The sequence below is a fragment of the Zoogloea sp. JDB1 genome, from assembly GCF_056724025.1.
The window spans coordinates 5,371,412-5,398,139 of the sequence record NZ_CM161496.1; the positions used below are offsets into that span (position 1 = coordinate 5,371,412).

Here is a 26,728-nt window from a genome sequence, read left to right on the forward strand (position 1 = left end):
GCAGAGGCACGGCAGAACGCTCGATATCCGGACATAGCAGTCTTTGTGCCACAGCCCACGGGGCAGCATATTGCCCGTATCGGGCATTTGGCAAACGCAAAAGCGTCCGCTTTCCGGACACCCCGACCGTCCGGAAAACGGACGTCCTGCGGGAAACATCCGCGGGCGAATGAATTCGCCCCCACCGGATTACATGACCAATTCCGGGACCAAATCCTGCGTCCCGGAAAGACGTGCGTCCCGTAGGGGCGAATTGATTCGCCCATCACATGAAAGAAAAAAGCGGGGGCTTCCAGGCAAAGAGGATTCCGAGGAGAGGGAGAGAGAAGAGGATTCCTCGCTGGATACCGCATTGCCCCCAAAAAGGCCCGGCGCCCGCCATCGCGGGCCTGCCGGTTACTGCAACGCCACCAGAAAATCTGCTTCGGTATTGGCCCGCACGTCGTCCAACGTAGTGTCCGGCGCCAGGTCCACCAGGGTCAGGCCGTCCGGTCCCACCTCAAACACGCACAGGTCGGTCACGATCATGTTCACCACGCCGGTGCCGGTCAGCGGCAGGGAGCATTCGCGGACGACCTTCGTCTCGCCCTTGGCGGTGTGCTCCATGATCACCACCACGCGGCCGACGCCGGCCACCAGGTCCATCGCCCCGCCGATGCCCTTGATCATCTTGCCGGGCACCGCCCAGTTGGCGAGGTCGCCCTTCTCCGACACCTGCAGCGCGCCGAGCATGGACAGCTGGATGTGACCGCCGCGGATCATCCCGAAGGATGCCGCGCTGTCGAAGAAACTGGTCGTCGGCAGGGTCGTGATGGTCTGCTTGCCGGCGTTGATAAGGTCGGCGTCCTCCTCCCCTTCCCACGGGAAGGGGCCCATGCCGAGCATGCCATTCTCGCTCTGCAGCTGGATCGACATACCCGGCGGCACATGGTTGGCTACCAGGGTCGGAATGCCGATGCCGAGGTTCACGTAATAGCCGTCACGCAGCTCACGGGCGGCGCGTGCCGCCATTTGGTCCCGAGTCCAGGGCATGGCTTATTCCTCCACCACGGCAGCGCGACGGCGTACCGTGCGCTGCTCGATCTGTTTATCCACGTTATCCAGCAACACCAGGCGATCCACGAAGATGCCCGGCGTGACGATGTGATCCGGATCGATCCCGCCGGGCTCCACCAGCTCCTCGACCTCGGCCACCGTCAGCGCGCCAGCGCTGGCCATCATCGGGTTGAAGTTGCGGGCAGTCATGCGATAGACCAGGTTGCCCTCGGTGTCGGCCTTCCAGGCATGGACAATGGCCAGGTCGGCCTTCAGGCCGCGCTCCTGCACATACAGCTTGCCGTCGAACTCGGCCAGCGGCTTGCCCTCGGCGATCACCGTGCCGACCCCGGTCCGCGTGTAGAAGGCCGGGATGCCTGCGCCGCCGGCGCGGATGCGCTCGGCCAGCGTGCCCTGCGGGTTGAACTCCACCTCCACCTCGCCGGCCATGTACTGGCGCGCAAACTCGGCGTTCTCGCCAGCGTAGGAGCAGACCAGCTTGCGCACCTGGCGGGTCTTGAACAGCTTGCCGAGCCCCATGCCCTCGGTGCCCGGGTTATTGGAAATGATCGTCAGCCCGCGCACGCCGGACTCCAGCACCGCATCGATCAAGGCCGCCGGAATACCGCACAGCCCGAAACCACCGGACATGATCGTCATGTCATCGCGCAAGACGCCGGCCAGGGCAGCCCTGGCCGACGAATGGATTTTTCTCACAGACACCTTGCATCCTCTCTATTCAAGAATTGCCCTGTCTTTCAAGCAGCCATTTCCCCGTGAATTGGAAGAACGGCCCTTCCGTGCAATCCTTATTCAGCAAGAGCGGTGCCAGCGCCAATATCCATTTGATTAAAAAAGGGAATAGAAAAACAATCCGGTTTTCTGGGGCGAATTGTCGTCCTAATAGCGGTCGCCCATTCCGGATGCTCGTACGAATTTCGGGCACCCCATCGGTCGATGATGTGCGGATAGAGCCTGGCGCCTCCCTGCCATTCCTGGCCCGCGGGCTGCGGGAACGCATTCACTCTCCCCCACAGCCTCAGGAAAGACACGACAGCGCCCCCAGCCGCCCTACACCTCGACAAGCAATCGGCGCAGGCTGGTCTTCAGCACCTTGCCGTAATTGTTCTTCGGCAGCGCGTCGACGAAGCGGTATTCCTTCGGCCGCTTGAAGCGGGCCATGCGGTCGAGACAGTGGCGGTCGAGTTCCTCCGCACCTATTCCCCTGATGCCCTCCTCCAGCACCACAAAGGCCACCACCGACTCGCCCCACTCGGCGTCCCGGCGGCCGATCACCGACACCTCCCGCACGGCCGGATGGGCGATCAGCACCTCCTCGACCTCCCGCGGATAAATGTTGGAACCGCCGGAGATGATCAAGTCCTTCGAACGGTCCTTGAGGGTCACGAAGCCGTGGGAATCCATACTCCCCATGTCGCCGGTCCACAGCCAGCCATCGCGCAGCGTGGCCTCGCTGGCCGCCGGGTTGCGCCAGTAGCCGGACATCACGGCGTCGCCCCGCACCACCACCTCGCCGACCTCGTCGCTGGCCAGGCTGCGCCCATCGGCATCGACGATGCGCACCTCGGCCAGTGCCTGGGCGACGCCGACGGACGCCACGCGGGACGCCCAGTTCGGATCGGTGCGGTCCGCCAGCACCTCCCGCGACAGCGCGGTGATCGTCATTGGCGACTCGCCCTGACCGTAGATCTGCACGAAGCGCGGCCCCATCACATCAAGGGCACTGCGGATGTCGTCGGCGTACATCGGACCGCCGCCGTAGACGATGGTCTGGAAGCCGGACGGGTCGGCGCCGCTGCGCTTCACCCCTTCCACCAGGCGGCGCACCATCGTCGGTGCAGCGAACAGGCACAGGCGGCCAACGGAATTGGACAAGGCGATCAGCTCGTCCGGCTCGAAACCACCGGATTCCGGAATCACGTGGCGACAACCACGCAGCATGTAGGGAAAGCTGTAGAGACCGGCCCCGTGGGACAGGGGCGCCGCATACACCGAGGCATCGTCGCGGGCGACCGGATCCACGTCGGTGAAGAAGCCGGCGGTCATCGTCTGCAAGTTGCGGTGGCTCAGCATCACGCCCTTCGGCTGGCCGGTGGTGCCGGAAGTGTAGAACAGCCAGGCCAGCGCGTCCGGCGCCCGCTCCTGTACCGGGATCGCCAGCGCGGTCACGGCGCGCAGATAGTGCACATCGCCGGGCACCAGCAGCGGCAGCATTTCGCCCTCGTCCTGCAGCACCGGGGCCAGCTCGCCGGCCAGATCCGCCGACACGCAGGCCAGCCGTGCCCCAGCATTGCCGATGATCCACGCCGCCTCGCGGGGATGCAGCTTGGCGTTGATCGGCACCACTACCAGGCCAGCCCACAGAATGCCATAGAGGCATTCCAGGTATTCGGCGCAGTTGCTCATGTAGATCGCTACCCGCTCGCCAGCCTCGAGCCCGAGATTCTGACGCAGGTAGCCGGCCAGCCGCGCCGAGCGGGCAGCCAGCGCCGCGTAAGTGTGTAACTGGCGCTCGCCGACGAGGAGCGCCGGGCGCTCGGGGAAGGTCCGCGCCGAGCGCGCAAGGATATGGGCCAGGTTCATTTCTGCCTCTCCAGGATGCTCACGTAGTTGGCGACCGCCGCGCCGCCCATGTTGAAGACACCGCCGAGGTGCGCGCCCGCCACCTGCATGTCGCCGGCCTCACCGGCCAGCTGCATCGCCGCCAGCGCGTGCATTGATACGCCAGTGGCACCTATCGGATGGCCCTTGGCCTTGAGACCGCCGGACACATTGACCGGCAGCGCGCCGCCGCGATAGACCGTACCGTCGGCCAGCCGGTCGGCACCGCGGCCGGGCCGTGCCAGCCCCATCGCCTCGTAAGTCAGCAGTTCGGCGATGGTGAAGCAATCATGCACCTCGGCGAAGGACAGGTCGGTCACCCGGCAGCCGGCCCCGGCCAGCGCCGTACCCCAGGCCCGCCGCGGCCCGTCGAAGCTAAGCACGTCACGTCGGGAGATCGGCAGGAAATCATTCACCTGCGCCCGCGCTCGGAAACGGATGGCCCGGCGGGCATTGGCGAGCAGGGCATCGTCGGCCAGCACCAGCGCCGCCGCCCCGTCGGAGACCAGCGAGCAGTCGGTCTTGCGCAGCGGGCCGGCGATGCGCGGATTGCGCTCCGACACTGTGTTGCAGAAGTCGAAGCCGAGGTCCTTGCGCATCTGCGCCCACGGGTTGCACACCCCGTTGGCGTGGTTCTTGGCGGCGATCCGCGCCAGCGTGGGCGAGTGGTCGCCGTAGTGCTGGAAATAGGCCTCGGCAAGATCGCCGAACAGGCCCGGGAAAGTCATGCCGTGGGCGGCCTCCTCCCGCACGTAGGACGCCGAGCCGAGGATGCGCGTGACCTCGGGGCCGGACACCGCGGTCATCTTCTCCGCGCCGACCACCAGCGCGAAGCCAGCGCGCCCGGACTCGATCGCGTCGCAGGCCGCGAACACCGCCGCCGCCCCCGACGCGCAGGCGTTCTCCACGCGGGTCGCCGGACACCAGCGCAGGCGCGGATCGGCCTGCAGGACCAGCGAGGAACAGAAGATGTCCGGCACGAAGCCGCCGTTGAGATGCCCGAGCCAGATCCCGTCCACGTCCGCCGGATCGACTCCGGCATGCGCCAGCGCGTCGCGGCTGACCTCGCCGATCAGCGCCTCCAGGTCCATGTCATCGAGCCGTCCGAAGGGCGAATGCGCCCAGCCGATGATGCTTACTCCCATGTCGTCTCCTTTTGTCGTTCGATGTGGATGCCGCGGCACTTGCGCCGCCGGCACGACGAAATGGCAAGGGCCATGCCCGCCCGGGCACCTCCCCTGGCGTCGGCCAAGCCCTTGAATCGGCGGCGCAAATCGTCACCACTGCCGGTACGGCTACGCCACGGCGCGCCGATGCGACCGGATTCCGGACGCACCTCCTCCGTGTTGCGGCTGCTTCCCGGACGTCGCCGCCACCGCAACGCCTCGCCAGCCCTTCATTCCCGGCCCTGCCAGCGCATGGCACAGCCCTTGCCACCCATGCCCTGCAGGGACCTGAACCGGCCCCGGACAGAACAAGACAACAGGAGACATTCCATGACGACCGCCCCCGTCGACCGCATCCCGGTCAGCCTGCTCACCGGCTTCCTCGGCGCCGGCAAGACGACCCTTCTCAACGCCCTGATGCAAAACCCGGCGATGGCCGGCACGGCGCTGCTGATCAACGAGTTCGGTGAGGTGGGCGTGGACCACCATCTGGTGGACAAGATCGACGACAGCACCGTGCTGCTCGACTCCGGCTGCCTGTGCTGCAGTGTGCAGGGCGACCTGGTGAAGGCACTGAAGGCACTGCACCAGCGCAGCTCCCGGCGGGAGATCCCCCCCGTTGCACGGGTCGTCATCGAGACCACCGGACTCGCCGACCCGGTGCCGGTGGTCTACACGCTGATGGAGGAACGCTTCATCGCCGCCCGCTACGTGTGCGACAGCGTACTGACCGTGGTGGATGCAACCCACTGCGACGCCCAGCTCGACGCCCACCCGGAAGCCGTGCGCCAGGTGACGCTGGCCGACCGCCTGCTGATCACCAAGGGCGACCTGGCCGGTTCCAGCCAGCTTGCGCGGCTCAGCGCCCGCCTGGCCGAGCTCAATCCCGGCGCCCCGCGCATTGAGGCGCGCCACGGCCAGGTGGAGCCAGCCCGCCTGTTCGGCGGCGGTGTCTATGCGCCCGGCGACAAGCTGCCCGATGTGGCCACCTGGCTCGGCGCGGAACGCGCCCGCGATGCGGAGGCACGCCGCGCGCCGCCGGCCGTCAGCTGGACCCGCCATGGCGGCACCCGCGCCCCGGCCCACGCGCCGCGCCACGACGGCAGCGTGTCGAGCTTCGTCGTGCGCCTGGAGGCACCGGTGCCGTGGTTCGGACTGGCGCTGACGCTTGGACGCATCCTGCAGCAATACGGCCCGCAGCTGCTGCGCGTGAAGGGGCTCGTCAACGTGGCCGGCGAGTCCCGGCCGCGGGTCGTCCAGTGCGTGCAGAGCGTCGCCTACCCGCCGGTCACCCTGCCCGCCTGGCCGGCCGAGGGCGCCTTCGAGGACCGGCGCGGCCGGCTGGTCTTCATCACCCGCGACCTGCCGGCGGAAGCCGCCGACGCCATCCGCGCCGCCCTCGCCCAGCTGCCCGGCGACGCGGCGGCCATCCGCGCCACCGCCGCCAATCCGCTGCTGCCGACCCGCTGCTGGTTCTCCGAGCGGGTCGCCCTGACCGCTCCCGACAGCCTGCAGCTCGAAGGCTGGGTGGTCCAGCCGCGGCGTTTCTCCCGTCGGACGGCCAGCGTCTGATCGTCGGACGGCTGGCGTCCGGGGATCGGTCGCCAGCCCACAGTCCGCCTTTCGGCGCCTGCCGGAAACTCCTTTTAAAACAAGATGCTCCGTTGCTACCGGGGCACACCTGCCCGAATGGCATGCCCCCTGCTGTAAAGCCCCACCCCGTGGCCGTCGTGGCGGCGGGAGCAGCAATCCATAACACAATCGGAGAAGAACCCATGAAAGCCCTCGTCTACGGCGGTCCCGGCAAGAAGTCCCTAGAAGAACGTCCCATGCCCGTGCTGAAGGACGCCAGCGACGCCATCGTGCGCATCACCAAGACCACCATCTGCGGCACCGACCTGCACATCCTCAAGGGCGACGTGCCCACCGTCGCCCCCGGCACCGTGCTCGGCCACGAAGGGGTCGGCGTGGTCGAATCGGTCGGCGCCGGCGTAACCACCTTCAAGCCCGGCGACCGGGTGCTGATCTCCTGCATCACCAGCTGCGGCAAATGTGAGTTCTGCCGCAAGGGCATGTATTCCCACTGCACCACCGGCGGCTGGCAGCTCGGCCACCTGATCGATGGCACCCAGGCCGAGTACGTGCGCGTGCCCCATGCCGACACCAGCCTCTACCCGATCCCCGCCGACGCCGACGAGGAAGCCCTGGTGATGCTCAGCGACATCCTTCCCACCGGCTTCGAGTGCGGCGTGCTCAACGGCAAGGTGCAGCCCGGCAGCACGGTGGCCATCGTCGGCGCCGGCCCGGTCGGCCTGGCCGCGCTGCTGACCGCCCAGTTCTACTCGCCGGCCCGCATCATCGTGGTGGACCTGGACGACAACCGCCTCGACGTGGCCCGGCGCTTTGGCGCCACCGACGTGGTAAACAGCAGCGACGGCAAGGCCGCCGACGCAGTGAAGGCACTCACCGAAGGCCGCGGCGTGGATACGGCCATCGAGGCGGTGGGCATTCCCGCCACCTTCGGCATCTGCGAGAACATCGTCGCCGCCGGCGGGGTGATCGCCAACGTCGGCGTACACGGCACCAAGGTGGACCTGCACCTGGAAACCCTGTGGGCCCACAACATCTCCATCACCACCCGCCTGGTGGACACCGCCACCACCGGCATGCTGCTGAAGACGGTGCAGGCCAAGAAGCTCGATCCGTCCCTGCTGATCACCCACCGCTTCACGCTGGAGCAGGCTCTCGACGCCTACGAGACCTTCGCCAGCGCGGCCAGCAGCAAGGCCCTGAAGGTCGTCATCGCCGCCTGAGGTCCGCCGCTCCGCGACACGTAGGCCGGGGATGCCCGCTGCGGGCATCCCCGCGCCCGCCCCTTCCCGCCCCTTTCTCCACGGAGATCGACCAACGTGTTTGCCAATCGCCAGTGGCTCGCCCACCTGGAGCACTTCGCCGACGCCCTCGCCGGCGAGACCCCGCTGCTCACCCCGTTCCGGGCCTCCCGCCGCCTCGCCCTTCTCGACAGCCGCCTGCAGGAAGCCCACCAGGGCGCCCTCGGCCGTGCCGCGGAAGCCCGCCGCCGGGCGGACGCCCTCACAAAAGAAACCGTCCGCCTCGAAGCCGCCCTCGCCGATGCCCGCCGCGAGGCCGCCGAACTGGCCGAGCGTTTCGAACTGATCAGCAGCGCCAGCGGCGAGGGGCTGTGGGACATCCATCTGGTGGCTGGTGACCCGGCCCATCCGGACAGCGTCGTCTGGTGGTCGCCCCAGCTGCGTCGCCTGCTTGGCTTCGACAACGAACGGGACTTTCCGGACCGGCTGGAGAGCTGGAGCACGCGCCTGCACCCGGACGACGCCCGCCGCGTCGCCGCCGCCTTCGGCGCCCACCTGGCCGACCGCGGCGGCCACACGCCCTACGACATCCACTACCGGCTGGTCCGCAAGGACGGCAGCTACCGCTGGTTCCGCGCCATCGGCACGACCCTGCGCGATGCGTCCGGCACGCCGCTGCGGGTAGCTGGCTCGCTGCAAGACATCCACGACACGCTGGAACAGGACGCCCTGCTGAAACGCAGCCTGGAACGCTTCGAGCTGGTCCGCGAACTGCTCAGCGACGGCCTGTGGGATATAGAGATCGTCGGCGGCGACGCCCTCCACCCGTCAAACACCGTGTGGTGGTCGCAACAGCTGCGGCGGATGCTCGGCTTCAACGACGAGAACGACTTTCCCAACACCCTCGACGCCTGGTCCTCACGCCTCCATCCAGAGGACAGGGAGCGCGTGCTGAAGGCCTTCCTCAACCATCTGGCCGACCGCAGCGGTCGCACGCCCTACGACGAAGCCCACCGGCTGGCCCTGAAGAGCGGCGAATACCGCTGGTTCCGCGCCTCTGCGCAGACCCGGCGGGCCACCGACGGCACGCCTCTGCGGGCGGTCGGCGCCCTCACCGACATCGACACCCGGCTGCGCGAGAACGAGCAGCGGGAGATCCGCGAGAAGCAGCAGGCCAAGCTGGAAGCCACGCTTCACCGCATCGGCGAACTGGTCGGCACGATCAAGGAGATCGCCGACCAGACCAACCTGCTGGCCCTCAACGCCGCCATCGAAGCGGCCCGCGCCGGGGAGAGCGGCCGCGGCTTCGCGGTGGTGGCCGACGAGGTGCGCAAGCTCGCCGAACGCACCCGCGAAACCACCGCCCGCATCGGTAAGATGGCCACAGAGGAACCCTGAGCGGCTGCCCGGCCCCACACGGGGCCGGGCACACACGACCGCTCAGAAGCTGTAGCTCAGCCCCAGATCGAAGCCAGTGGTGCCGTAGCCGCCCACCGGCGAGCCGACGCCGCCGGAATCCACCGCGGTGCGGGCCGGATTGGGCTGGATCGAGCAGATGCCGTTGGCACTGTTCCTGATCTTCGCCACGTCGGCATACAGGTAGGCGCTGCGCTCGAACAGGTAATACACGCCGCCGATGCCCCACTTGCGGCAGCTCGCGTCGAGGGAGGTCTTGTCGTCGAGCACCACGTAGGACGCGCGCAGGCGGGCCTGTTCACCCCAAACCGGCGCCGACGCGCCGACCATCCAGCTGCGGTGATTGAGCAGCGCGCTGTAGGTGGCGAAGCTGCCGTCGAAGACGTCCTTGTAGTTGTCGGTCTTGATGCTCTCCCAGTAGCCGTGCAGCTTGAACGGGCCGAAGTCGTAGGACGCGCCGCCGACCAGGATGTTGGTCTTGTGCTCCTCGTTGCCCTTCGGCGCCAGCTGCTCGAAATCCACAGTCAGGTTGAGTGGCCCCTTCGTGTAGGACGGGATGAAGGCCCACAGGCGGCCATCGTTCTTGTTGCCCGGGTTCTCCTGGCCGACCAGGCTGGTCGTATACGCGGCCAGGAAGGACAGACCGTTCCAGGCCGGCGAGATGTAGGCCACCGCGTTGTCGGCGCGGGTGCCATGCACCTGCACCGACGCCATGTTGGCCACCGTGCCATTGGCAAACGGATCGTACTTGCCGGCCACGCTGTAGCGGCCGCCGTCGATGCGCCCCATCACCACCGTGCCGTAACCGCCGCTGAGGCCGACGAAGGACTTGCGGCGGAACAGGCTGTGGCCCTGGGCGTCGCTGAGGGTGGATTTGCCGTCGTCGATGGAGATGCCTGCTTCGAGCTGGAACAGCGCGGTGATGCCGTTGCGCAGGTCACGGCTGCCCTTGAAGCCGAGACGGCTCTCCGATTCGATGCCGCTGGTCAGCTCCGACTTGTGGCCGGCGAAGCTGCTGCCGGCCTGGGCGGCGTAGGCGCCGTTGCTGCCACTGCGGCTGAGCAGGCCGCCGTCGAGGGTTCCGTAAATGCTCAAGCGACCCTTGTCCCCATCGAGCAGGGTGAAACCTTCGTCGGCCATCGCCGGCCCGAAAAGGGCGCACAGGGCCGCCCCTGCGCAGAGCTGCGCATGGAATTTTGCGTTCATGTCGTATTCCCGTTGCTGGATTCGCCGGACTGCGCACAGCCCGGCAGAAAGGCGCGGCGCCTCAGTCGAAATGGATGACCGGCTTGATGATGCCGTCGGCCTTGGTGGTCATCAGGTGGAGGGCCGTCTCGATTTCCGAGAACTTGAAGTGGTGGGTGGTGAGGCGGGTCGGGTCGACGCGCCCGCTCTCGATCAGGCGCATCAGGCGGCCCATGCGCTCGCGACCGCCCGGACAGAGCAGCGTGGTGATCGTCTTCTCGCCCATGCCGACGCCCCACTCGGCGCGGGGAATCTTGATGTAGTCACCGTGGCCGAAATAGCCGATGTTGGAGATCACGCCGCCGGCCCGGGTCACTTTGACGCAGTTCTCGAAGGTTGGCTGGGAGCCCAGCGCATCCATCGCCGCGTCGGCGCCATGACCACCGGTCAGGCGCAGGATCTCGGCGATCGGGTCCTGCTCTTTGTAGTTGATCACCACGTCGGCGCCGTAGTAGCGGGCCAGCTCCAGCCGCGACGGTACGCAGTCCACGGCGATCACCAGGCCGGCGCCGAGCAGGCGCGTGCCGGCCACCGCCATCAGGCCGACCGGCCCCATACCGAACACCACGCCCGAGCCGCCGAGCGGGATGCGGGCGTTTTCGGCGCCCTTGAAGCCGGTGGACATCATGTCGGTGGTGTAGCACGCGGCCTCGTCCGACACCCCGTCGGGAATCGGCGCCAGGTTGGCCTCCGCGTCATTGACGTGGAAGTACTCGGCCATGTTGCCGTCCTTCTGGGCGGTGAACTTGTAGCCGCCGAGCATCACCTGGCACTGGGAGGTGAAGCCGCGCTGGCAGTTCTCGCACTTGTAGCAGGGGGTTATCGCATTCACCGCGACCCGCTGCCCGACCTCGAAGCCGCGCACCGCACTGCCCAGCGCATGGATGACGCCGACCGCCTCGTGGCCTAGGACCCGGTCCTTCAGTTCGCCGAGGCCGCCTTCGATGGTGTGGCAGTCGGACGTGCACACCATCGCCACCGTCGTTTTGACGATCGCGTCGTTCGGCCCGGCCAGCGGGATCGGCCGCTCCAGCACCGCCACGTCGTGCAGGCCCCGCATGACGAGGGCCTTCATCGTATTTGCCATTGTGCTCCTCCAGATTCATTTGCCATTGATGGCTGTCGTTTTTCGGAATGGCTTTCCCATTTCGGAAAGCCGCGCCGATTCAGCAAACGATGTGCCAGACAAATAAACCGTTGGATTAGAGCGGCAAGGAGCCTTTATTTCCGCGGCACGCGGACCAACTCAATGGAAATCCGAAACGGATTCGCGGTGCCCTGCGGCAACCGCGTTCACAACGCCACCGTCCGACGCCGTCCGCATTCAGGACAACACCGGACGGTGAATTGGCGAATTGGAGTTGCCGGCCGGAAGCCCCCGAACGGGAGCCTCCTACGCCGCAGCGCTCAGGCCGACTGCGCCTCGGCCTTGGGTACCTGACGGCCCGCCGCCTGGGCCCGATTCACGCCGCTGACGAGGGCCTTGATCGACGCGGTGACGATGTTGGCGTCGATGCCAACCCCGTAGCAGTCGCTGCGGCTCTCTCCGGCCATTTCCATGAAGGCGCAGGCCTGGGCATTGCCGTCGTCGCCGATCGGCACCATCGAGCGCTCCTCGTAGCTGCGCACCTGGACGCGGATGCCGGCGCTCTGGAGGGCATGCACGGCGGCGTTGATCGGGCCGTTGCCTTCGCCATTGAGGATGCGCGGCTGTCCGTCAATCTCCACGCTCAAGCGGATGCCCTGCACGGCGCCGTTTTCGACGAGATGATGGCTGCAGTAGCGCACCGGCGTAGCGGTATCGAGATAGGTCTCGGAGAACAAGCGCCAGATGTCGTCGGCGCTCACCTCGCCACCATGGGCATCGGTGTAACGCTGCACGACGCCGGAGAACTCCACCTGCAAGCGGCGCGGCATCACCACGCCGTATTCGTTCTCCATCAAGTAGGCGATGCCCCCCTTGCCGGATTGGCTATTCACCCGGATCACCGAATCGTAGCTGCGACCGACGTCGGCGGGATCGATGGGCAAATAGGGCACGTTCCACGGCGCATCCGCCTTTTGAGCGGAGAAACCCTTCTTGATGGCGTCCTGGTGGGAGCCGGAGAAGGCCGTGAAGACGAGATCACCCACGTACGGATGGCGCGGATGAACAGGCAACTGGGTGCAGTGCTCGTAGGTACGGGCGACGGCGTTGATGTCCGAGAAGTCGAGCTGCGGATCGACGCCCTGGGTGTGCATGTTGAGGGCGAGGGTGACGAGGTCCACATTGCCGGTGCGCTCGCCGTTGCCGAAGAGGCAGCCCTCGACGCGGTCGGCACCGGCCATGAGGCCGAGCTCGGCGGCGGCCACCGCGGTGCCGCGGTCGTTGTGGGGGTGGAGGCTGATGATCACGCTGTCGCGGCGGGCGAGATTGCGGTGCATCCACTCGATCTGGTCGGCATAGACGTTGGGCGTGGCGATCTCGACGGTGGTCGGGAGGTTGAGGATCACCTTGCGCTCAGGCGTGGCGCCCCAGGTCTCGGTAACGGCGTCACAGATTTCCTTGGCGAAATCGAGCTCGGTGGCGGTGAAGGTTTCCGGGCTGTACTCGAGCATGATCTCGGTCTCCGCCATTTCGTCGGCAAGGGCGCGCACAAGACGGACCGCATCGGTGGCCATGGCGACGACTTCAGCTTTACTCATGTTGAAGACGGTTTCGCGGAACGGCTTGCTGGTCGCGTTATAGACATGAACGATGGCCTTCTTCGCCCCCTTGAGGGATTCGAAGGTGCGGCGGATGAGGTGCTCGCGGGCCTGGGTGAGCACCTCGATGGTTACGTCGGCGGGGATGTGGCCGCCGTCGATCAAGCCGCGCACGAAGTCGAACTCGGTCTGCGAGGCGGACGGGAAGGCGATCTCGATCTCCTTGAAACCGATGGCGCAGAGGGTCTTGAACATCTGCATCTTCTTGTCGGCGTTCATCGGCTCGAAGAGGGCCTGGTTGCCGTCGCGGAGATCGGTGCTCATCCAGATCGGCGCCTTGTCGATGACACAGCTGGGCCACTGGCGGTCGGTGAGTTGTACGGGCGGGAAAGCGCTGTACTTGGCGGGCGTCTGTTGCGGCATTTTCGTGCTCCGGAAGATTGAATTCGATGGGTGAATCTTACGGAAAGAGGCTTGGCAGGTGCTTGCGTTATCCATGCCAGAATCAAGCCAAATAGGCATAAAATTCTAACAACAAAACTTTTATAGCAATAAAATGGAACTCGACCGCTACGACCGGCAAATTCTCGCCATCCTTCAGCAGGACGGACGGATCAGCAACCAGGACCTGGCCGAGCGCATCGGCCTGTCGCCGTCCCCCTGCCTGCGCCGGGTCCGCGCGCTGGAAGAATCCGGCCTGATCACCGGCTACCGGGCCCTGCTCGACGCGAAAAAGCTCGGCCTCAGCCTGATGGCGCTGATCGGCATCTCCATGGACCAGCACACGCCGGAACGCTTCGCCAACCTGGAAGCGGCGATCAACGACATTCCGGAAGTGCTCGAATGCCTGCTGATCACCGGCCAGCAGTCGGACTACCAGCTCAAGGTGGTGATCCGCGACATGGACGCCTACCAGGACCTGCTGCTCAACCGCATCACCCGCATTCAGGGCGTCACTGGCGTGCACACCAGCTTCGTGCTGCGTCGCGTGGTGGATCGCACCGAGCTACCGGTAGGGCTGGACGGCCGCTGAGTGCAGACGAAGAAGCGGCGCGGGCTTGAAGCAAATAGTGTTATTTTGTACAGTAAATAAATCGTTTGCCTTAGCGTCCCCATGACGCAATGCCCATGAACGCCCAGATGAGTTTCGACTTCCCTCCCGACGCCGCGCCGCTCCCGCCCACCCTCGCCCCCCGCCGGCGGACGGCCCGGGCCGCGCTGGCGCCCGAGCACCATCCCACGCAGCTGGCCTTCGTCAATGCCAGCGGCGGCCTGGTAACGCCTTCAACCCCCGCAGCCGGAGCACGACGCCCCTTCCCGGCCCCCGTGCCCAAAGTCGTCGAAGCCCCGGCCAACAAGGACGACGCGATCCGCGAAAACCGTCTGTGGCAGGAAGACGGCTGGACCGCGCGGGTGCTGCGGAGCGACGGCGAATGGAGCGTCGAGCTGCGCCGGGACGGCGACAGCGAACCCGTGCTGATGACCCCGTGGGATCTGGACCGCGACCTGCGTAATCCCAAGCCCCTCAACTACGGCGAATTCCTGACCCTCGTGAAATCGGCCGAGGAGGTCATGCAGCGCCAGCGCCTGCAGCTGCAGGCCCGCCTGCACAAGCGCCTGACCGTCTTCGCCCAGGACGCCGAATGGGACGTGACGCTGGACATCGTGCCCGATGAATACGAACCCCACGCCCTGCTCAGCGCCTTCGGCGCCGATGGCGAACTGGCCGCCCAGCAGCGGGTGGCGCCGGACTTCAAGCTCAGCACCACGAGCGCGCGGGAATGGATCGCCAGCGATTTCCGCCAGAACAGCGGAGAAGCCTTCTGAGCCTCGCCCGGCCTATGCCAACCGTCTTGTCCCAGTTGATCTTTGCGGGGCAGCCGTCAGAATCGCGAGACATCGAACAGGCGGCCCCCGCCCCCCGCACTCACGAAAGGACACCGTGCCTACCCTCCGCCGCCTTCTGCTCCCCCTGCTCGCCACCGCCTGGCTGGTCGCCCCTGCCCACGCGGACGACACCCTCCGGCACTGGATCGACGGCCCCCAGCGCAGCGCGCAGAACCGCCAGCGCGACCCCGCCCGCCAGCCATTGGCAACCCTCGAATTCTTCGGCCTGCAGCCCGGCCAGACGGTCGTCGAGATCTGGCCCAGCGTCGGCGCCTGGTGGTTCGAGATCCTCGCCCCCTACCTGCGCGACCACGGCCACTACATCGCCGCGCTGCACGCCGGCGACCACAACCCCGCCGCCGCCCGCGCCGAGCACGACGCCATCGGCGGCCGCATCGCCAGCCAGGCGGCGCTGTACGGCAAGACCCAACTGGCCCTCAGCCCCGGCCTGACGACGACGCTCCCGCCGGACTCCGTCGACCTGCTGCTGACCTTCATGAACCTGCACAACTGGATCACCGACGGCAACGCCGACGCGGTGATCCGCGAATTCCACGCGGTGCTCAAGCCCGGCGGCGTGCTCGGCGTGGTGGACCACCGCGCCCGCAACGACCGCCCGTCCGCCGAGCAGCTTCAGGCCGGCTACCTGCGGGAGGACGAAGTCATCGCCCGCATCGAGAAGGCCGGCTTCAAGCTCGTCGCCCGCTCCGACGTCGCCGCCAACCCGCTGGACACCAAGGACCACCCGGCCGGCGTATGGACGCTGCCGCCCACGCTGCGCCTCAAGGACCAGGACCGCGAACACTACCTGGCCATCGGCGAGAGCGACAAGTTCACGCTCAAGTTCATCAAACGCGTCGAACAATGACAATCGGCCGACGCCCGGGGGTGCCGGCCGTGGCCGCAAGCGCTTGCCGTCCGTCTGCACCCCTGGCCCGCTTGCACGCAAGCCCCGCGGGCCCGGCCGCAAGGCTTTTTGGCTTGCGGCCAAGGTGTTTTGCCTGGCGATCAAGACGTTTCGGCTTGCGATCAACCCGCGCCCGCTCGCGCGCAAGCCGGAGGGCGCCGGCCGCGACGCATCCGGCCTTGCGCGCAGCGGCACGGCGCTCGGGCGCGAGGGAATGCACCTCGCCGCCACGCCCGCTTTGCTTGAACACAGGCGCTTCCGGCGTGAAGGCAAGCCGCTTTCCCTTGCCCCCACGCCGCCGAGCCTTGCCGGCCAGAGCTTAGAACACGTGATTGACGCCCAGCATGTAGCCGTTGGGGTCGTAGCCCGGCTTGGCGACGGTGCCGACCAGGTTGCCGCCATCCGTCAGGCTGTAGCTGGCGTTGGCCTTGTTGAGGACCTTGCCCCAGGTGCCGTACAAGGTCGTGCTGTCCTGCAGCTTGTAGGCGTAGCCGAGGCCGAGCAGGCTGGCGTCGCGGTTCTTGATGGACTTGTCGTCGAGCTGGCTATAGCTGACGAGCGCCTTGCCACGCCAGACGGGGATTCCAGCACTGACGCTCCAGCCTTCGGCTTTCGACAGCGTGGCGGTGACGTTCTCGTAGTTGCCGCCGCTGATCCGGCCATACACGTAGTTGCCGTACAGCGTCGCAAAGCCCAGGTTGTAGCTGCCGCCCACCTGCCAACCGCGGCGCTTCGCCAAGCCCGTTTCCTGCGGGCCCGTCGCCGGGGCGACGTAGCTGGCGTTGTCTACATTCCACGCCGTCACCGTGGCGTTGAGCGGACCGCCGCTGTAGTACAGGGCCAGATCGCCGCCGCGGCCGGCCTTGTCGGTGGTGACCGTCGTCGCGCCGGCAGCGGTCGGGGTGACCATGTTCACGTTGTTCTCGCTACCGCTGCTCAGGGTCAGCTGGCCCGAGAAACCGGCGACTTTCGGTGAGGCATACACCAGCGAGTTGTTGAGCCGCGTCGGCATGCCGCCGATGATCGGCAACAGGCCAGCCGACGAGCCGAAGAAACCGGCGCCCATCGCTGAGGACATCACCGACGACGTGTAGGAGCCGGCGTACTGGCGGCCGGCGGTCACCGTGCCAAAGCGGGTCGAGAGGCCAGCGTAGATCTGCCGCGAGAAGATCTGGCTGCCGTTGCTGGTCTGCCCGCCACTGGACACCGCGGTGTTGTTGATACCCGGCGTAATTGCGCCGGTGCCAACGGAACCGGTGTCGAACAAAATCCCCGCTTCCATCAGGTAGACCGCCTTCACCTCGTCGCCCAGCTCCTTCTCGCCCTTGAAGCCCAGGCGCGAGGACGTCATGCCGCCAGAGCCGATCGTCGATTTCTGGCCATAACCGCTATTCACCGTGGACGCGCTGACATCCGCCACACCGTAGATCGTCAAAGTGCCGGACGGGCCGGTCGGCACGCCCATCTGCAGGCCGGCACCGCGGGCCGGGCCACCGGTCTGGATCTCGGTCTTTTTCTGTTCTTCCTGGTTCTTCATCAGCTGCTGGATAAGCTGGCGTTGTTCAGCCAGTTCGCGCTTCAGCGCGTCGATTTCGCTTTCGGCGAAGGCCGGCGCGGCGGCGCTGCCGAAGGCGGCCAGCAACAGCAGGCTCAGCCGGCGGCGAGCGATGGAATGGTTAATGGAACACGTCTCGGACTTCTTGTTATGCACGGACAATCTCCTCTCCTGAAACCGGCTTTCGGCCGGTAACGATGTGCCCCTCTACAGGGGGCTGTGACGTGCGACGACACGGCGGGCCGAACCGTCGCGGGGCGGCGGGCGCAAGGCTCCCGCCGTGTTCTCTGAACGGATGCGTTGAACGAACGCGAAAAGGGAACCCCGGAACCGGGAAGAGCTAGGCGGAATAAACCCGTCGCAGCTCGCGCTTGAGCAGCTTTCCGGACGCGTTGCGCGGCATGTCCTCGACGAAGAAGATCTTCTTCGGGACCTTGAAGGCCGCCAGATGCTCACGTGCATGCGCCATCAGCTCGTCGGCGCTGGCCGTGGCGCCCTGCTTCAGCGCCACCACCGCGGCGACGATCTCGATCCAGCGTTCGTCGGGCAGGGCCACCACCGCCACCTCGGCCACCGCCGGGTGGGTGTACAAGGCCTCTTCCACGTCCCGGCTCGACACCAGCACGCCGCCGGTCTTGATGACGTCCTTGATGCGGTCGGTGATGTACAGGTAGCCGGCTTTGTCCACATAGCCCACGTCGCCGGAGCGGAACCAGCCGTCGGCAAAGGCGTCGGCGGTCTCCTCCAGTTTGTTCCAGTAGCCGCTCATCAGCTGCGGCGAGCGATGGACGATCTCGCCCATCTCGCCGGGCGGCACGTCGTTCATGTCGGTGTCGACGATGCGCGTTTCCACGTTGAAGATCGGCCGCCCCGCCGAAGCCGGCCGCTCGGCGTGTTCCTCGGGGCGCAGCACCGTCGCCAGCGGGGCGATCTCGCTCTGCCCGTAGCAGTTGTAGAGCTGCAGGGCCGGCAGGCGGGCGGCCAGTTCCTGCACCACCGCCACCGGCATGATGGAGGCGCCGTAATAGCCCTTTTCCAGCGAGGACAGATCACTGTTCCCGAAGGCCGGATGGCGCAGGAAGGAAATCCACACCGTTGGCGGCGCGAAGAAAGAGGTGATCTTCTCCGCGGCGATCAGTTCGAAGCACGCCTCGGCCTGGGGCGCCGGCAGGATGATGGTGGTCGCGCCGACCAGCAGCTGCGGCATCAGGAAGACGTGCATCTGCGCCGAGTGGTAGAGGGGCAACGAGGCCAGGGAACGGTCGCCGGGCTTGATGTCGGTGGCCAGCAGCGTGCTGGTGTACTCCGCCAGCAGCGCCCGATGGCTCATCATCGCGCCCTTCGGCGCGGCCGTCGTGCCCGAGGTGTACAGCAGCTGGGCGATGCTCTCCTCGTCGATGTCGAGCCGCGGCGCATCGTCGCGGCCCGGCGTGTCGGCCCAGGCCAGCACATCGTGGGCGCCCTCGCCGCCATGCAGCGTGCCCTGCCATTCGCAGGCCAGCGTCGGGCCGAGGGCCTGCACATGGCTGGCGATGTCGGTATCGCAGAACAGCGCACGGGCGCCAGACTGCTCGACGATGTAGCTCAGCTCGCTGTCGATCAGCGCGTAGTTGATCGGCACGTGGATCAGGCCGGCGCGCACGCAGCCCAGCCACAGGATCACATAGGCGTCGGAGTTGCGGCCGTAGGCGGCCACCCGGTCGCCGCTGTGCAGGCCGAGGCCCAGCAGCTGGTTGGCCACCCGGTTGGCGGCGGCGTCGAGGCGCGCGTAGGTCCAGCTGCGCGCCTGGAAGCGCAGCGCCTCCTTGGCCGGATTGCGGCGTACCGAGCGGTGCAGCGCATCGCCGATCAGGTTGCGGCTGGACCGGCGGACGTCGTTGCGGGTGTCGTTCATGGTGGTCTCCTCCTTGGCTGCTTATCGTTTTCTTATGGGGCGTGTCACAGGCGCTCGACGATGGTCGCCGTCGCCATGCCGTGGCCGATGCACATCACCTGCAGGCCGAGCTGTCCGTCCACATGGGCCAGCCCGGTGAGCATCTTGGCCAGCAGGCCGGCACCGGTGGCCCCCAGCGGATGGCCGTGGGCAATGGCGCCACCCCACGGGTTGAGCTTGCCCAGGTCAGGCTCGAACTCCCGCGCGAAGCACAGGGCCACGCTGGCGAAGGCCTCGTTGACCTCGATCCAGTCCAGGTCGCGGATAGCCAGGCCGGCACGCTGCAGCGCCAGCCGGGTGGCGGGGATCACGCCGGTGAGCTGCATGACCGGATCGGAGCCGACCGCCACGCGGGCACGGAAACGGGCCAGCGGCTTGAGGCCGAAGTCGGCGCTGGCCCGCCGGCTGCCGATCAGCACTGCGGCAGCGCCGTCGGACATCTGGCTGGCGTTGGCGGCAGTCACCACGCCGGCGTCGGTGCTGCGGAAAACCGGCTGCATCGCGGCCATCTTCGCCGGGTCGATGACAGCCCGGATGCCTTCGTCGTGGGCCAGGCGGACAGTCTGCCCGTCCTTGTCCACGCCGGCCTGCGGCAGGATCTCACGATGCACGCCGGCCGCCCGTGCCGCCTCCGCACGGCGGTGGCTCTCGATGGCGAAGGCGTCGAGCTCGGCGCGGCCGAGGGACCAGTGCTCGGCCACCCGTTCGGCGCTCTCGACCTGATGGGGGATCGGGTAACGGGCCAGCAGATCCGGATGAAGCTGGTCAAAGCCGCGGAAGTCGCCCTGGCCCAGCGTCAGGTCGAGGAACATCGGCACCCGGCTCATGCTTTCCACGCCGCAGCCGATGGCGAAGTCCAGGTCGCCGGCAGCCACCGCCTGGGCCGCCGCGTGGGTGGCGAACTGGCTGGAGCCGCACATGCGGTTCATCGTCACGCCCGGCACGTGCTCCGGCAGACCGGCCAGCAGCAGGGCCTGGCGGGCGATGTTGGCGCCCTGCTCGCCGGCCTGACTGACGCAGCCGGCCAGCACGTCGCCGACCCGCTCAGCGGGCAGGCCGGCACGCTGCAGCACGCCGTCGATAGCGGCTGCCAGCAGGCTGTCGGGACGCGTGTCGCGGAAGGCACCGCCACGGCGCCCAAAGGGCGTGCGCACAGCGGCGAGGATCAGGGGTTCAGAAGGCGAAGCGAAAGTCATTGGGACAGTCCTGTAAGACGAAGAAATCGTGGATCAGGCCGCCCGCAGCATTTCGCGGGCGATGATGTTGCGCTGGATCTCGCTGGTACCCTCATAGATCTGCAGCACCTTGGCGTCGCGGAAGAGTTTTTCGACGGGGTATTCGGTCGAGTAGCCCATGCCGCCGAAAATCTGGATCGCCTCGGTGGCGCCCCACATGGCCGCGTCGGCGGCGGTGGCCTTGGCGACGGAGGCCTGCAGCGTGTTGGGTCTGCCCTGGTCCACCAGCCAGGCAGCCTGATAGGTAAGGAGACGCGCCGCCTCGAGGCGCATGCGCATCTCGGCCAGCTTGTGGGCGATGGCCTGGTGCTCGACGAGCGTGTGCCCCATCGAACGACGCTCCCTGGCGTAGGTCAGCGATTCGTCGATGCAGCGCTCCAGCAAGCCGACACCGAAGGCCGCCACCATCGGCCGCGAGTGGTCGAAGACCGCCATCGCCAGCGCAAAGCCGCTGCCCTCCTCGCCGAGCCGCTGCTCCTCCGGCACGAAGACCTGATCGAGGAAGACCTCGGCGGTCGGCGCGGCGCGCTGGCCGAGCTTGCCGAGGGGTTCGCCGACACTCAATCCGGCGCTGTCCCGCGGCACGATGAAGGCGGTCATGCCCTTGTGGCCAGCGGCCGGATCGGTCTTTGCGAAGACCACGAAGAACTCGGCCAGCGGCGCGTTGGAGATCCAGGTCTTGCTGCCCGACAGCAGGTAGCCGCCGGCCACCCGCTCGGCACGGGTGCGGATGCCGGCCACGTCCGAGCCGGCACCGGGCTCAGTCAGCGCAAAGCTGGCCAGCGCGCCCTCGGCGATACGACCGAGGTAGTGCGCCTGCTGCGCCTCCGAACCTGCCAGCACGATGGGCTGGGCCGCCAGTGCGTTGATACACAGCGCGGTGCCGATACCCAGGCAGCCGTAGCACAGCGCCTCGGTGACCAGCACCAGGTCCAGGCAACCGAGTCCGGCGCCGCCGACCGCGGCGGGGAGGCTGACGCTGGTCAGGCCGAGCTCGACCGCCAGGGCCTGCACTTCCAGCGGGAAGGTACAGGCCCGGTCGGCCTGGACGGCCCGCGGCATGATTTCACGGTGGGCGAACTGGCGGGCCAGCTCGCGGATCTGACGGCGCTCGCCGTCCAGTTCGAAGTGCATTGGATGTCCTCGCAGCAACAGCCCGGGACGGTCGGCGAGGCACAGCAACGCCCACCTCGGAACGCCGGCAATGGCGTACAAGGATCGTCCTGGAGCAACAGGGAATTGACGAAGGGCGCCAGCCGAAAGCCGGGCCACAACCGAGCCGGAGGGCCCGTCAGGTCATGTGCGAGTGGTTCTGAAGGAATGCCATGATTGTCGTGTCTCCGTATTTATCGATCCCCAGGCTGGGGCCGGCGGGCATCTTTGAAGTACCCGTTGATGGCGACATGGTAGGAGATCGGATGGCGGGCGGGAGTGGCAGAGGCGGACGACAAATTGACATTTTCTGCCATCATTCCGTCTCACCCAGGCCAGCCCCGCCCGTCCATGAATCCGCAGCCCCAGACGATCCCAGCCCGCTTCGCCACCGACCTGATTGCCCACCTGTGCGACACGCCGGGCTTCAACCCGGACTGCGTGCTGCGCGCCGGCATCGCTCCGGCTCAGCTGCTGCACGACGATGCGCGCGTGACGATCGAACAGCTGTCATCCCTGTACCGGCTGCTCGCCATCCAGTACGACGACGAGACGCCTGGCCTGTTCTCCCGGCCGCTGCGCAACGGCACGCTGAAGTTCCTGTGCCTGTCCATGCTGGACGCCCCCAGCCTCGGCGTCGCACTGCACCGCTTCGCCGGCTTCTTCCGGCTGGTGCTGGACGACCTGCAGTTCGAAGTGGGGGAATCGGAAGCCGGCGCCTGCGTCAGGTTGGTCGAAAAGGCCGATCTGGGCGAGCGCCGCATCCTGGCGCTGGAGTTCATGCTGCTGCTGATCCAGGGCGTGGCCTCGTGGATGATCGAGAAACCCATCTCTTTCCAGCACATCGACCTGGCCTATCCACCGCAGCCCCACGCCGACGAATATCCGCACATGTATGCCGGTCCGGCCCGTTTCTCCCGGCCGGTGACGGCCCTGCATCTCGATCCGGCCTGCCTGTCCCTGCCGATCCGCCGCAACAAGGCGGCCCTGAGCGCCTTCCTGCGCAATGCGCCGATGGACTGGTTCCATGTCTCGGCCGGCAAGCGCCCGGTCACCCATCGGGTCGGCGACCATCTGCGAGAACGGCTGGCCCAACCGCTGACCATCGAGGACGTGGCCCGCGCGCTGCACACCTCGGCGCGCACTCTGGCACGCCGGCTGGCTGTAGAGGGCAGCCGCTTCCAGTCCTTGAAGGACAGTCTGCGGCGGGATGCAGCGATCACGCTGTTGTCCAAGACCGACGAGTCGATCGCGCGGATCGGTGCACAGATCGGCTTCGACGACCCGTCGGCCTTCAACCGGGCCTTCAAGCAATGGACCGGCAGCCCGCCCGGCGCCTACCGCCGCCAGCCGCGGACCGAGCGGGCAAAAAAAGACGCGCCCGAAAGCGCGTCCTGAAATTCCGTGGCAAGCCCCGCTCAACGCCAGGGCGCACTGGCCTCGACGAAATCTGCGATCTCACGCTCAAGCGCATCCAAGCCGTCGGCGAGTTCCGTCTCGCCGCGGTCGATGGCCGCCTCCAGCGCCCGCGCCGAGGCCATCAGGTCGAAAGCACACAAAAAGCCGGCGTTGCTGCCCAGAGTGTGCATGCGCCGCCCCGCCGACTCCCGGTCACCATCGGCAAGTGCATTGCGGGCCTGCTCAACCGCAGTGGCGTTGTCGTGGACAAAGAGCTCGAGCAGGCCGAGGAACATCTCCCGGTCCCGCCCCAGACGCTGAACGGCACGCTCCCGGTCGATACCGGGGATTTCCGGGAAGTCGTCCGCGGCCGTCCCGGCACCCTCCGGCGCAGCGGCTTGCGCACCCGCCGCAGCCCCCTCCGCCGAAGCCCCGCAGACCGCCGGGGCACGACCGCCCGTTCTGACCCAGCGCTCCAGCATCAGCGCCATCTGCTCCAGATCCATCGGCTTGGCGAGCACGTCGTTGGCGCCTGCAGCCCGCGCAGCGGCCTGCTGCTCTTCGCGCACACCGGCGGTGAAGGCGATGACGGGCAGGTCGATGAGGCCCAGTTCGCCGCGGATCAGGCGCATTGCGGTGAGGCCATCCATCACCGGCATCTGCACGTCCATCAGCACCGCATCAAAACGTTCCGGCCGGGTCTGCAGGATCTGGATCGCCTGCAAGCCGTCGGCGGCCTGCGTGGAGCTGGCCCCCTCAAGGCGGAGCGCCCGCTCCACGAGGTCACGATTCATCGCACTGTCATCCACCACCAGCAGGTGGGCCCCAACCAGGCGCGGGCCCGTCGGCTTGGGTGGCGTAGCGGCCACGACCATGGCCGCCATCTCGGCCTCGCTGGCCCGCTGCAGCGGCAATTCGAACCAGAAGCAACTGCCGCTTCCGGGCTGGCTGTCGGCCCCGATCTCGCCGCCCATCAATTCAATGAGGCGCTTGCAGATCGACAGGCCGAGGCCGGTGCCGCCGAAACGGCGGCCGATACCCGCATCGGCCTGCGCAAAGGGTGCGAACAAACGGCTGAGGGCTTCCGGGTCGATGCCGATGCCGGTATCCCGGATTTCGAAGCGCAACCTCAGGCACGCCTCGTCCACCACCTTGGCGCGGACACGCACCACCACTTCGCCCTGCTCGGTGAATTTGATCGCATTGCCGGTCAGGTTGAACAGGATCTGCTCCAGACGGAGCCCATCGCCCAACAGCGGGCCGGGCAGCGGGTCCGGCCCTTCGATGCGCAGCGCGAGGCCCTTGCTGCGGGCATTCTGGCCCATCAGGCTGTCGAGGTTGGCTAGTTGCACGGCCAGGTCGAAGGGCCGCCGTTCGATGCGCAACTGCCCGGCCTCGATCTTGGACAAGTCGAGTACGTCGTTGAGGATGGCCAGCAGGGACTGCCCCGCCATCCGGATGCGCTGCACCATGTCGTGCTGATGTCCGGCCAGCGGTTCGCGCTCGAGCACCTGAGCGAGGCCCAGCACCGCATTCATCGGGGTACGGATCTCGTGGCTCATGTGGGCCAGGAATTCGCTCTTCGCGGCATTGGCCGCCTCGGCCGCTTCGGAGGCCTGGCGCAACTTGTATTCGTAGCGCTTGCGTTCGCTGATGTCGCGGATCACGCCGAGAATCTCGACGACACCCCCTTCGGCGCTGAGCAACGGGCTGGCGCTGACATCGGTCCACACCGAAGTGCCGTCTTTCCGGCGCACTTCCAGTTCTTCGCGAAAATGCTCCAGCGCCCCGCCTCTGACCAGGCCGCTCTTCAGGCGGGCGAAATAGGTTTCTGCGATGCGCAGGGAGTCCTGCGTCAACACTTCGGTCAGCGGCTGGCCGATCGCCTCGTCAACGGAATAACCGCGCAGGCGTTCGACGGACGGACTGATATAGGAGGAATGCCCGTCGAGATCCATCGTAACGATGACGTCGACGGCGTTGTCGGCCAGGAGGCGGTGCCGCGTCTCGCTGATCTGCAGGCGCTCCTCCATCTCCTTGCGGGCGGTGATGTCCTCGACGATGGCCAGGTAACGGTGGCGATCCTCGTTGGCGACCTGGACCGGCGCGCAGCTCAAGCTGACCCACACCACCGATCCATCGGGCCGCAGGTAACGCTTGATCAGGCGATATCCGGAGATTTCACCGGCATTGAGCTCGGCGATGCTCTTCCGGCTCTCCGCCACATCATCGGAGTGGGTCAGGCTCATTGGGTCGAGCCCGACCATCTCCTCCGGCGCGAGTCCGACGATCTCGGCAAAGCGCCGGTTGGCTTCGGTGATGCGTCCCCCTTGGGAGTCCAGGAGGGCCACCCCCAGCGGTGCCTGCTCGAAGATCACCCGGAAACGCGCCTCGGCCGCCTGCTGGGCCTGCAGGGTCGCCATTTCCTGGCGCGCCCGGTCACGGCGCCACAGCAGGTAGCCCGCCGAATAAACGAACAGCAGGCCCAGCCCGACGACCAGTCCTGTCGCCCAGGCCAAATTATGGATGCCCGCATAGGCCTCGACCTCGTCGATTTCCGCCAGCATCAACCACGGCGTTCCTCCCACCGGGGAGGCATAGGCCAGCACCGGGACATTGCGGTAATCCCGCCCTCCGGCAAGGATGCCGTGCTCCCCGGCAGCCGCCCGCCCCGCCGGCAGGAACGGCTGATCCAGGGGCTGGGCGAGGGACAAGGCCGGCACGGCCCGGTGACGCAGCGGGGTGAGGAAACGCACGTTGTTGCCATCCCGCCGCACCAGATAGGTTTCGGCGGTACGTGTCGGAACGGGCCACGACTCCACCAGCGGATACAGGGCCCTCTCCGCCTTCCAGGTGAGATAGGCCACGCCCAGCGGCTTATCGCCGGACGCCCCGATCGGCGCGAGGACGCCGTACAGCACCTCGCCGTCTGCCGTGCGGTGCAGGTCGACGAACTCGATGCGCGGCTCGCGCAGGATGTCCCTGGCCAACGCAGCATGCTCCCGGATGTCGGCCTTGCCGACCACCACGACCGGGTGTGTATCGGTATCGACGATCGCCAGGCCGCCCCATCCCCGCACGCGGGCCACCTCCTGCATGCGGTTGCGCATCTGCTCGACGAGCCCGGCATCCTTGCGGCCACTGTTCAGCCATCCCCGGAACAACATCTCCAGCTGGGATCGGCTGGCGAAATAGAGTTCCGCATCGGTGCGTGTCTCGGCCAGCGAATCCTCGATCTGTTGCCGCTTCTGCTCAGCGATGACGGCCAGCGTGCGGTGAGTCTCCCGCCGCGTCTCCTCGCTCAGGTAGCGGTAACCGACCACACCGACCGAACCGATCAGAACGGAAACGGCAACCAGAGGCAAAGCCAGGCGAAGCCAACGCCGACGGGCGGAATTGGAGCTTTTCGAAAAGGAGACTGAGAAAGGGACTGTGATCATCGTGGCGGGAACATCGCGCCGCAGGCCTGCCACGGATGCACCGGGAGCTGCGGGCGGGGGAGCGTCCGGGCGCCATCGACCGGCCCCATATTGCGTTCTGGAGACGCAGATGGCGGCATACAGAGCCTGAAGCAATATAGGGTTTTGATTATGCACCAAGGCTGTGCATATGTCGATCATGCCCGCCGTATCCAGCAAACGCATGCACCACAAACGATCAA

The 26,728-nt window shown here is 67.0% G+C and carries 19 protein-coding genes; 7 read left to right on the plus strand and 12 right to left on the minus strand.

What is annotated here, in order from left to right:
- Positions 1-396: 396 nt before the first annotated feature.
- The 4 genes from AC1PPK_RS24360 to AC1PPK_RS24375 all read right to left on the minus strand — a co-directional run bounded on the left by AC1PPK_RS24360 (position 397) and on the right by AC1PPK_RS24375 (position 4,802).
- On the minus strand, positions 397-1,032 hold the full coding sequence (locus AC1PPK_RS24360; RefSeq protein ID WP_481115559.1) for a CoA transferase subunit B: 636 nt from the start codon (positions 1,030-1,032) through the stop codon (positions 397-399).
- Between the two features lie 3 nt (positions 1,033-1,035).
- Positions 1,036-1,758: a CoA transferase subunit A gene (locus AC1PPK_RS24365; RefSeq protein WP_481115560.1), complete on the minus strand. Its 723-nt coding sequence runs from the start codon at positions 1,756-1,758 to the stop codon at positions 1,036-1,038.
- Positions 1,759-2,106: 348 nt separating this feature from the next.
- The gene (locus tag AC1PPK_RS24370; RefSeq protein ID WP_481115561.1) at positions 2,107-3,639 is read right to left on the minus strand and encodes an AMP-binding protein; all 1,533 of its coding nucleotides are present in this window, start codon (positions 3,637-3,639) and stop codon (positions 2,107-2,109) included.
- On the minus strand, positions 3,636-4,802 hold the full coding sequence (locus AC1PPK_RS24375) for an acetyl-CoA acetyltransferase (protein WP_481115562.1): 1,167 nt from the start codon (positions 4,800-4,802) through the stop codon (positions 3,636-3,638). Before AC1PPK_RS24375 ends, AC1PPK_RS24370 begins: the two co-directional genes overlap by 4 nt.
- A gap of 351 nt (positions 4,803-5,153) precedes the next feature.
- On the opposite strand from AC1PPK_RS24375, the gene AC1PPK_RS24380 reads away from it, so the two are divergent.
- From AC1PPK_RS24380 to AC1PPK_RS24390, 3 genes are all read left to right on the plus strand, one after another.
- Positions 5,154-6,395, plus strand: a complete 1,242-nt coding sequence (locus AC1PPK_RS24380; RefSeq protein ID WP_481115563.1) for a CobW family GTP-binding protein — start codon at positions 5,154-5,156, stop codon at positions 6,393-6,395.
- Positions 6,396-6,598: 203 nt separating this feature from the next.
- Positions 6,599-7,636 (plus strand): zinc-dependent alcohol dehydrogenase family protein, encoded by a 1,038-nt coding sequence (locus tag AC1PPK_RS24385; protein ID WP_481115564.1) that lies wholly within the window; start codon positions 6,599-6,601, stop codon positions 7,634-7,636.
- Positions 7,637-7,732: 96 nt separating this feature from the next.
- Positions 7,733-9,052 (plus strand): methyl-accepting chemotaxis protein, encoded by a 1,320-nt coding sequence (locus AC1PPK_RS24390; protein WP_481115565.1) that lies wholly within the window; start codon positions 7,733-7,735, stop codon positions 9,050-9,052.
- A 42-nt stretch (positions 9,053-9,094) separates the two neighbouring features.
- Here the strand turns inward: AC1PPK_RS24390 and AC1PPK_RS24395 are convergent, their stop codons facing one another.
- The 3 genes from AC1PPK_RS24395 to leuA all read right to left on the minus strand — a co-directional run bounded on the left by AC1PPK_RS24395 (position 9,095) and on the right by leuA (position 13,423).
- Positions 9,095-10,276 carry a porin gene (locus AC1PPK_RS24395; RefSeq protein ID WP_481115566.1) on the minus strand — a complete coding sequence of 394 codons (1,182 nt, stop codon included), beginning with the start codon at positions 10,274-10,276 and terminating at the stop codon, positions 9,095-9,097.
- Between the two features lie 61 nt (positions 10,277-10,337).
- Positions 10,338-11,402 carry an NAD(P)-dependent alcohol dehydrogenase gene (locus tag AC1PPK_RS24400; protein ID WP_481115567.1) on the minus strand — a complete coding sequence of 355 codons (1,065 nt, stop codon included), beginning with the start codon at positions 11,400-11,402 and terminating at the stop codon, positions 10,338-10,340.
- 320 nt (positions 11,403-11,722) lie between these two features.
- Entirely contained in the window at positions 11,723-13,423 is a 1,701-nt protein-coding gene (leuA, locus tag AC1PPK_RS24405) for a 2-isopropylmalate synthase (RefSeq protein WP_481115568.1), read from the minus strand.
- A gap of 133 nt (positions 13,424-13,556) precedes the next feature.
- On the opposite strand from leuA, the gene AC1PPK_RS24410 reads away from it, so the two are divergent.
- The 3 genes from AC1PPK_RS24410 to AC1PPK_RS24420 all read left to right on the plus strand — a co-directional run bounded on the left by AC1PPK_RS24410 (position 13,557) and on the right by AC1PPK_RS24420 (position 15,755).
- Positions 13,557-14,033, plus strand: a complete 477-nt coding sequence (locus AC1PPK_RS24410; protein WP_481115569.1) for an Lrp/AsnC family transcriptional regulator — start codon at positions 13,557-13,559, stop codon at positions 14,031-14,033.
- Positions 14,034-14,128: 95 nt separating this feature from the next.
- Complete coding sequence (locus tag AC1PPK_RS24415) at positions 14,129-14,827, plus strand: hypothetical protein (RefSeq protein WP_481115570.1); 699 nt, start codon at positions 14,129-14,131, stop codon at positions 14,825-14,827.
- Positions 14,828-14,942: 115 nt separating this feature from the next.
- Positions 14,943-15,755 (plus strand): class I SAM-dependent methyltransferase, encoded by an 813-nt coding sequence (locus tag AC1PPK_RS24420; RefSeq protein ID WP_481115571.1) that lies wholly within the window; start codon positions 14,943-14,945, stop codon positions 15,753-15,755.
- Between the two features lie 358 nt (positions 15,756-16,113).
- On the opposite strand, the gene AC1PPK_RS24425 is transcribed toward AC1PPK_RS24420, so the two are convergent.
- The 4 genes from AC1PPK_RS24425 to AC1PPK_RS24440 all read right to left on the minus strand — a co-directional run bounded on the left by AC1PPK_RS24425 (position 16,114) and on the right by AC1PPK_RS24440 (position 21,651).
- On the minus strand, positions 16,114-17,505 hold the full coding sequence (locus tag AC1PPK_RS24425; RefSeq protein WP_481115572.1) for a porin: 1,392 nt from the start codon (positions 17,503-17,505) through the stop codon (positions 16,114-16,116).
- A gap of 184 nt (positions 17,506-17,689) precedes the next feature.
- Complete coding sequence (locus AC1PPK_RS24430; RefSeq protein WP_481115573.1) at positions 17,690-19,243, minus strand: fatty acyl-CoA synthetase; 1,554 nt, start codon at positions 19,241-19,243, stop codon at positions 17,690-17,692.
- Positions 19,244-19,287: 44 nt separating this feature from the next.
- Positions 19,288-20,478, minus strand: coding sequence for a thiolase family protein (locus AC1PPK_RS24435; protein WP_481115574.1), 1,191 nt, complete (start codon positions 20,476-20,478; stop codon positions 19,288-19,290).
- A 33-nt stretch (positions 20,479-20,511) separates the two neighbouring features.
- The gene (locus AC1PPK_RS24440) at positions 20,512-21,651 is read right to left on the minus strand and encodes an acyl-CoA dehydrogenase family protein (RefSeq protein ID WP_481115575.1); all 1,140 of its coding nucleotides are present in this window, start codon (positions 21,649-21,651) and stop codon (positions 20,512-20,514) included.
- Positions 21,652-22,020: 369 nt separating this feature from the next.
- On the opposite strand from AC1PPK_RS24440, the gene AC1PPK_RS24445 reads away from it, so the two are divergent.
- Complete coding sequence (locus AC1PPK_RS24445) at positions 22,021-23,067, plus strand: AraC family transcriptional regulator (RefSeq protein ID WP_481115576.1); 1,047 nt, start codon at positions 22,021-22,023, stop codon at positions 23,065-23,067.
- Positions 23,068-23,087: 20 nt separating this feature from the next.
- Here the strand turns inward: AC1PPK_RS24445 and AC1PPK_RS24450 are convergent, their stop codons facing one another.
- The gene (locus AC1PPK_RS24450) at positions 23,088-26,507 is read right to left on the minus strand and encodes a PAS domain S-box protein (protein ID WP_481115577.1); all 3,420 of its coding nucleotides are present in this window, start codon (positions 26,505-26,507) and stop codon (positions 23,088-23,090) included.
- Between the last annotated feature and the right edge of the window lie 221 nt (positions 26,508-26,728).

Bases quoted from the DNA above. Each gene is read 5' to 3' on its own strand.
- AC1PPK_RS24360 (WP_481115559.1), bottom strand. From the start codon at position 1,032: ATGCCCTGGACTCGGGACCAAATGGCGGCACGCGCCGCCCGTGAGCTG.
- AC1PPK_RS24370 (WP_481115561.1), bottom strand. From the start codon at position 3,639: ATGAACCTGGCCCATATCCTTGCGCGCTCGGCGCGGACCTTCCCCGAG.
- AC1PPK_RS24375 (WP_481115562.1), bottom strand. From the start codon at position 4,802: ATGGGAGTAAGCATCATCGGCTGGGCGCATTCGCCCTTCGGACGGCTC.
- AC1PPK_RS24380 (WP_481115563.1), top strand. From the start codon at position 5,154: ATGACGACCGCCCCCGTCGACCGCATCCCGGTCAGCCTGCTCACCGGC.
- AC1PPK_RS24385 (WP_481115564.1), top strand. From the start codon at position 6,599: ATGAAAGCCCTCGTCTACGGCGGTCCCGGCAAGAAGTCCCTAGAAGAA.
- AC1PPK_RS24395 (WP_481115566.1), bottom strand. From the start codon at position 10,276: ATGAACGCAAAATTCCATGCGCAGCTCTGCGCAGGGGCGGCCCTGTGC.
- AC1PPK_RS24400 (WP_481115567.1), bottom strand. From the start codon at position 11,402: ATGGCAAATACGATGAAGGCCCTCGTCATGCGGGGCCTGCACGACGTG.
- leuA (WP_481115568.1), bottom strand. From the start codon at position 13,423: ATGCCGCAACAGACGCCCGCCAAGTACAGCGCTTTCCCGCCCGTACAA.
- AC1PPK_RS24410 (WP_481115569.1), top strand. From the start codon at position 13,557: ATGGAACTCGACCGCTACGACCGGCAAATTCTCGCCATCCTTCAGCAG.
- AC1PPK_RS24415 (WP_481115570.1), top strand. From the start codon at position 14,129: ATGAACGCCCAGATGAGTTTCGACTTCCCTCCCGACGCCGCGCCGCTC.
- AC1PPK_RS24430 (WP_481115573.1), bottom strand. From the start codon at position 19,243: ATGAACGACACCCGCAACGACGTCCGCCGGTCCAGCCGCAACCTGATC.
- AC1PPK_RS24435 (WP_481115574.1), bottom strand. From the start codon at position 20,478: ATGACTTTCGCTTCGCCTTCTGAACCCCTGATCCTCGCCGCTGTGCGC.
- AC1PPK_RS24440 (WP_481115575.1), bottom strand. From the start codon at position 21,651: ATGCACTTCGAACTGGACGGCGAGCGCCGTCAGATCCGCGAGCTGGCC.
- AC1PPK_RS24445 (WP_481115576.1), top strand. From the start codon at position 22,021: ATGAATCCGCAGCCCCAGACGATCCCAGCCCGCTTCGCCACCGACCTG.
- AC1PPK_RS24450 (WP_481115577.1), bottom strand. From the start codon at position 26,507: ATGATCACAGTCCCTTTCTCAGTCTCCTTTTCGAAAAGCTCCAATTCC.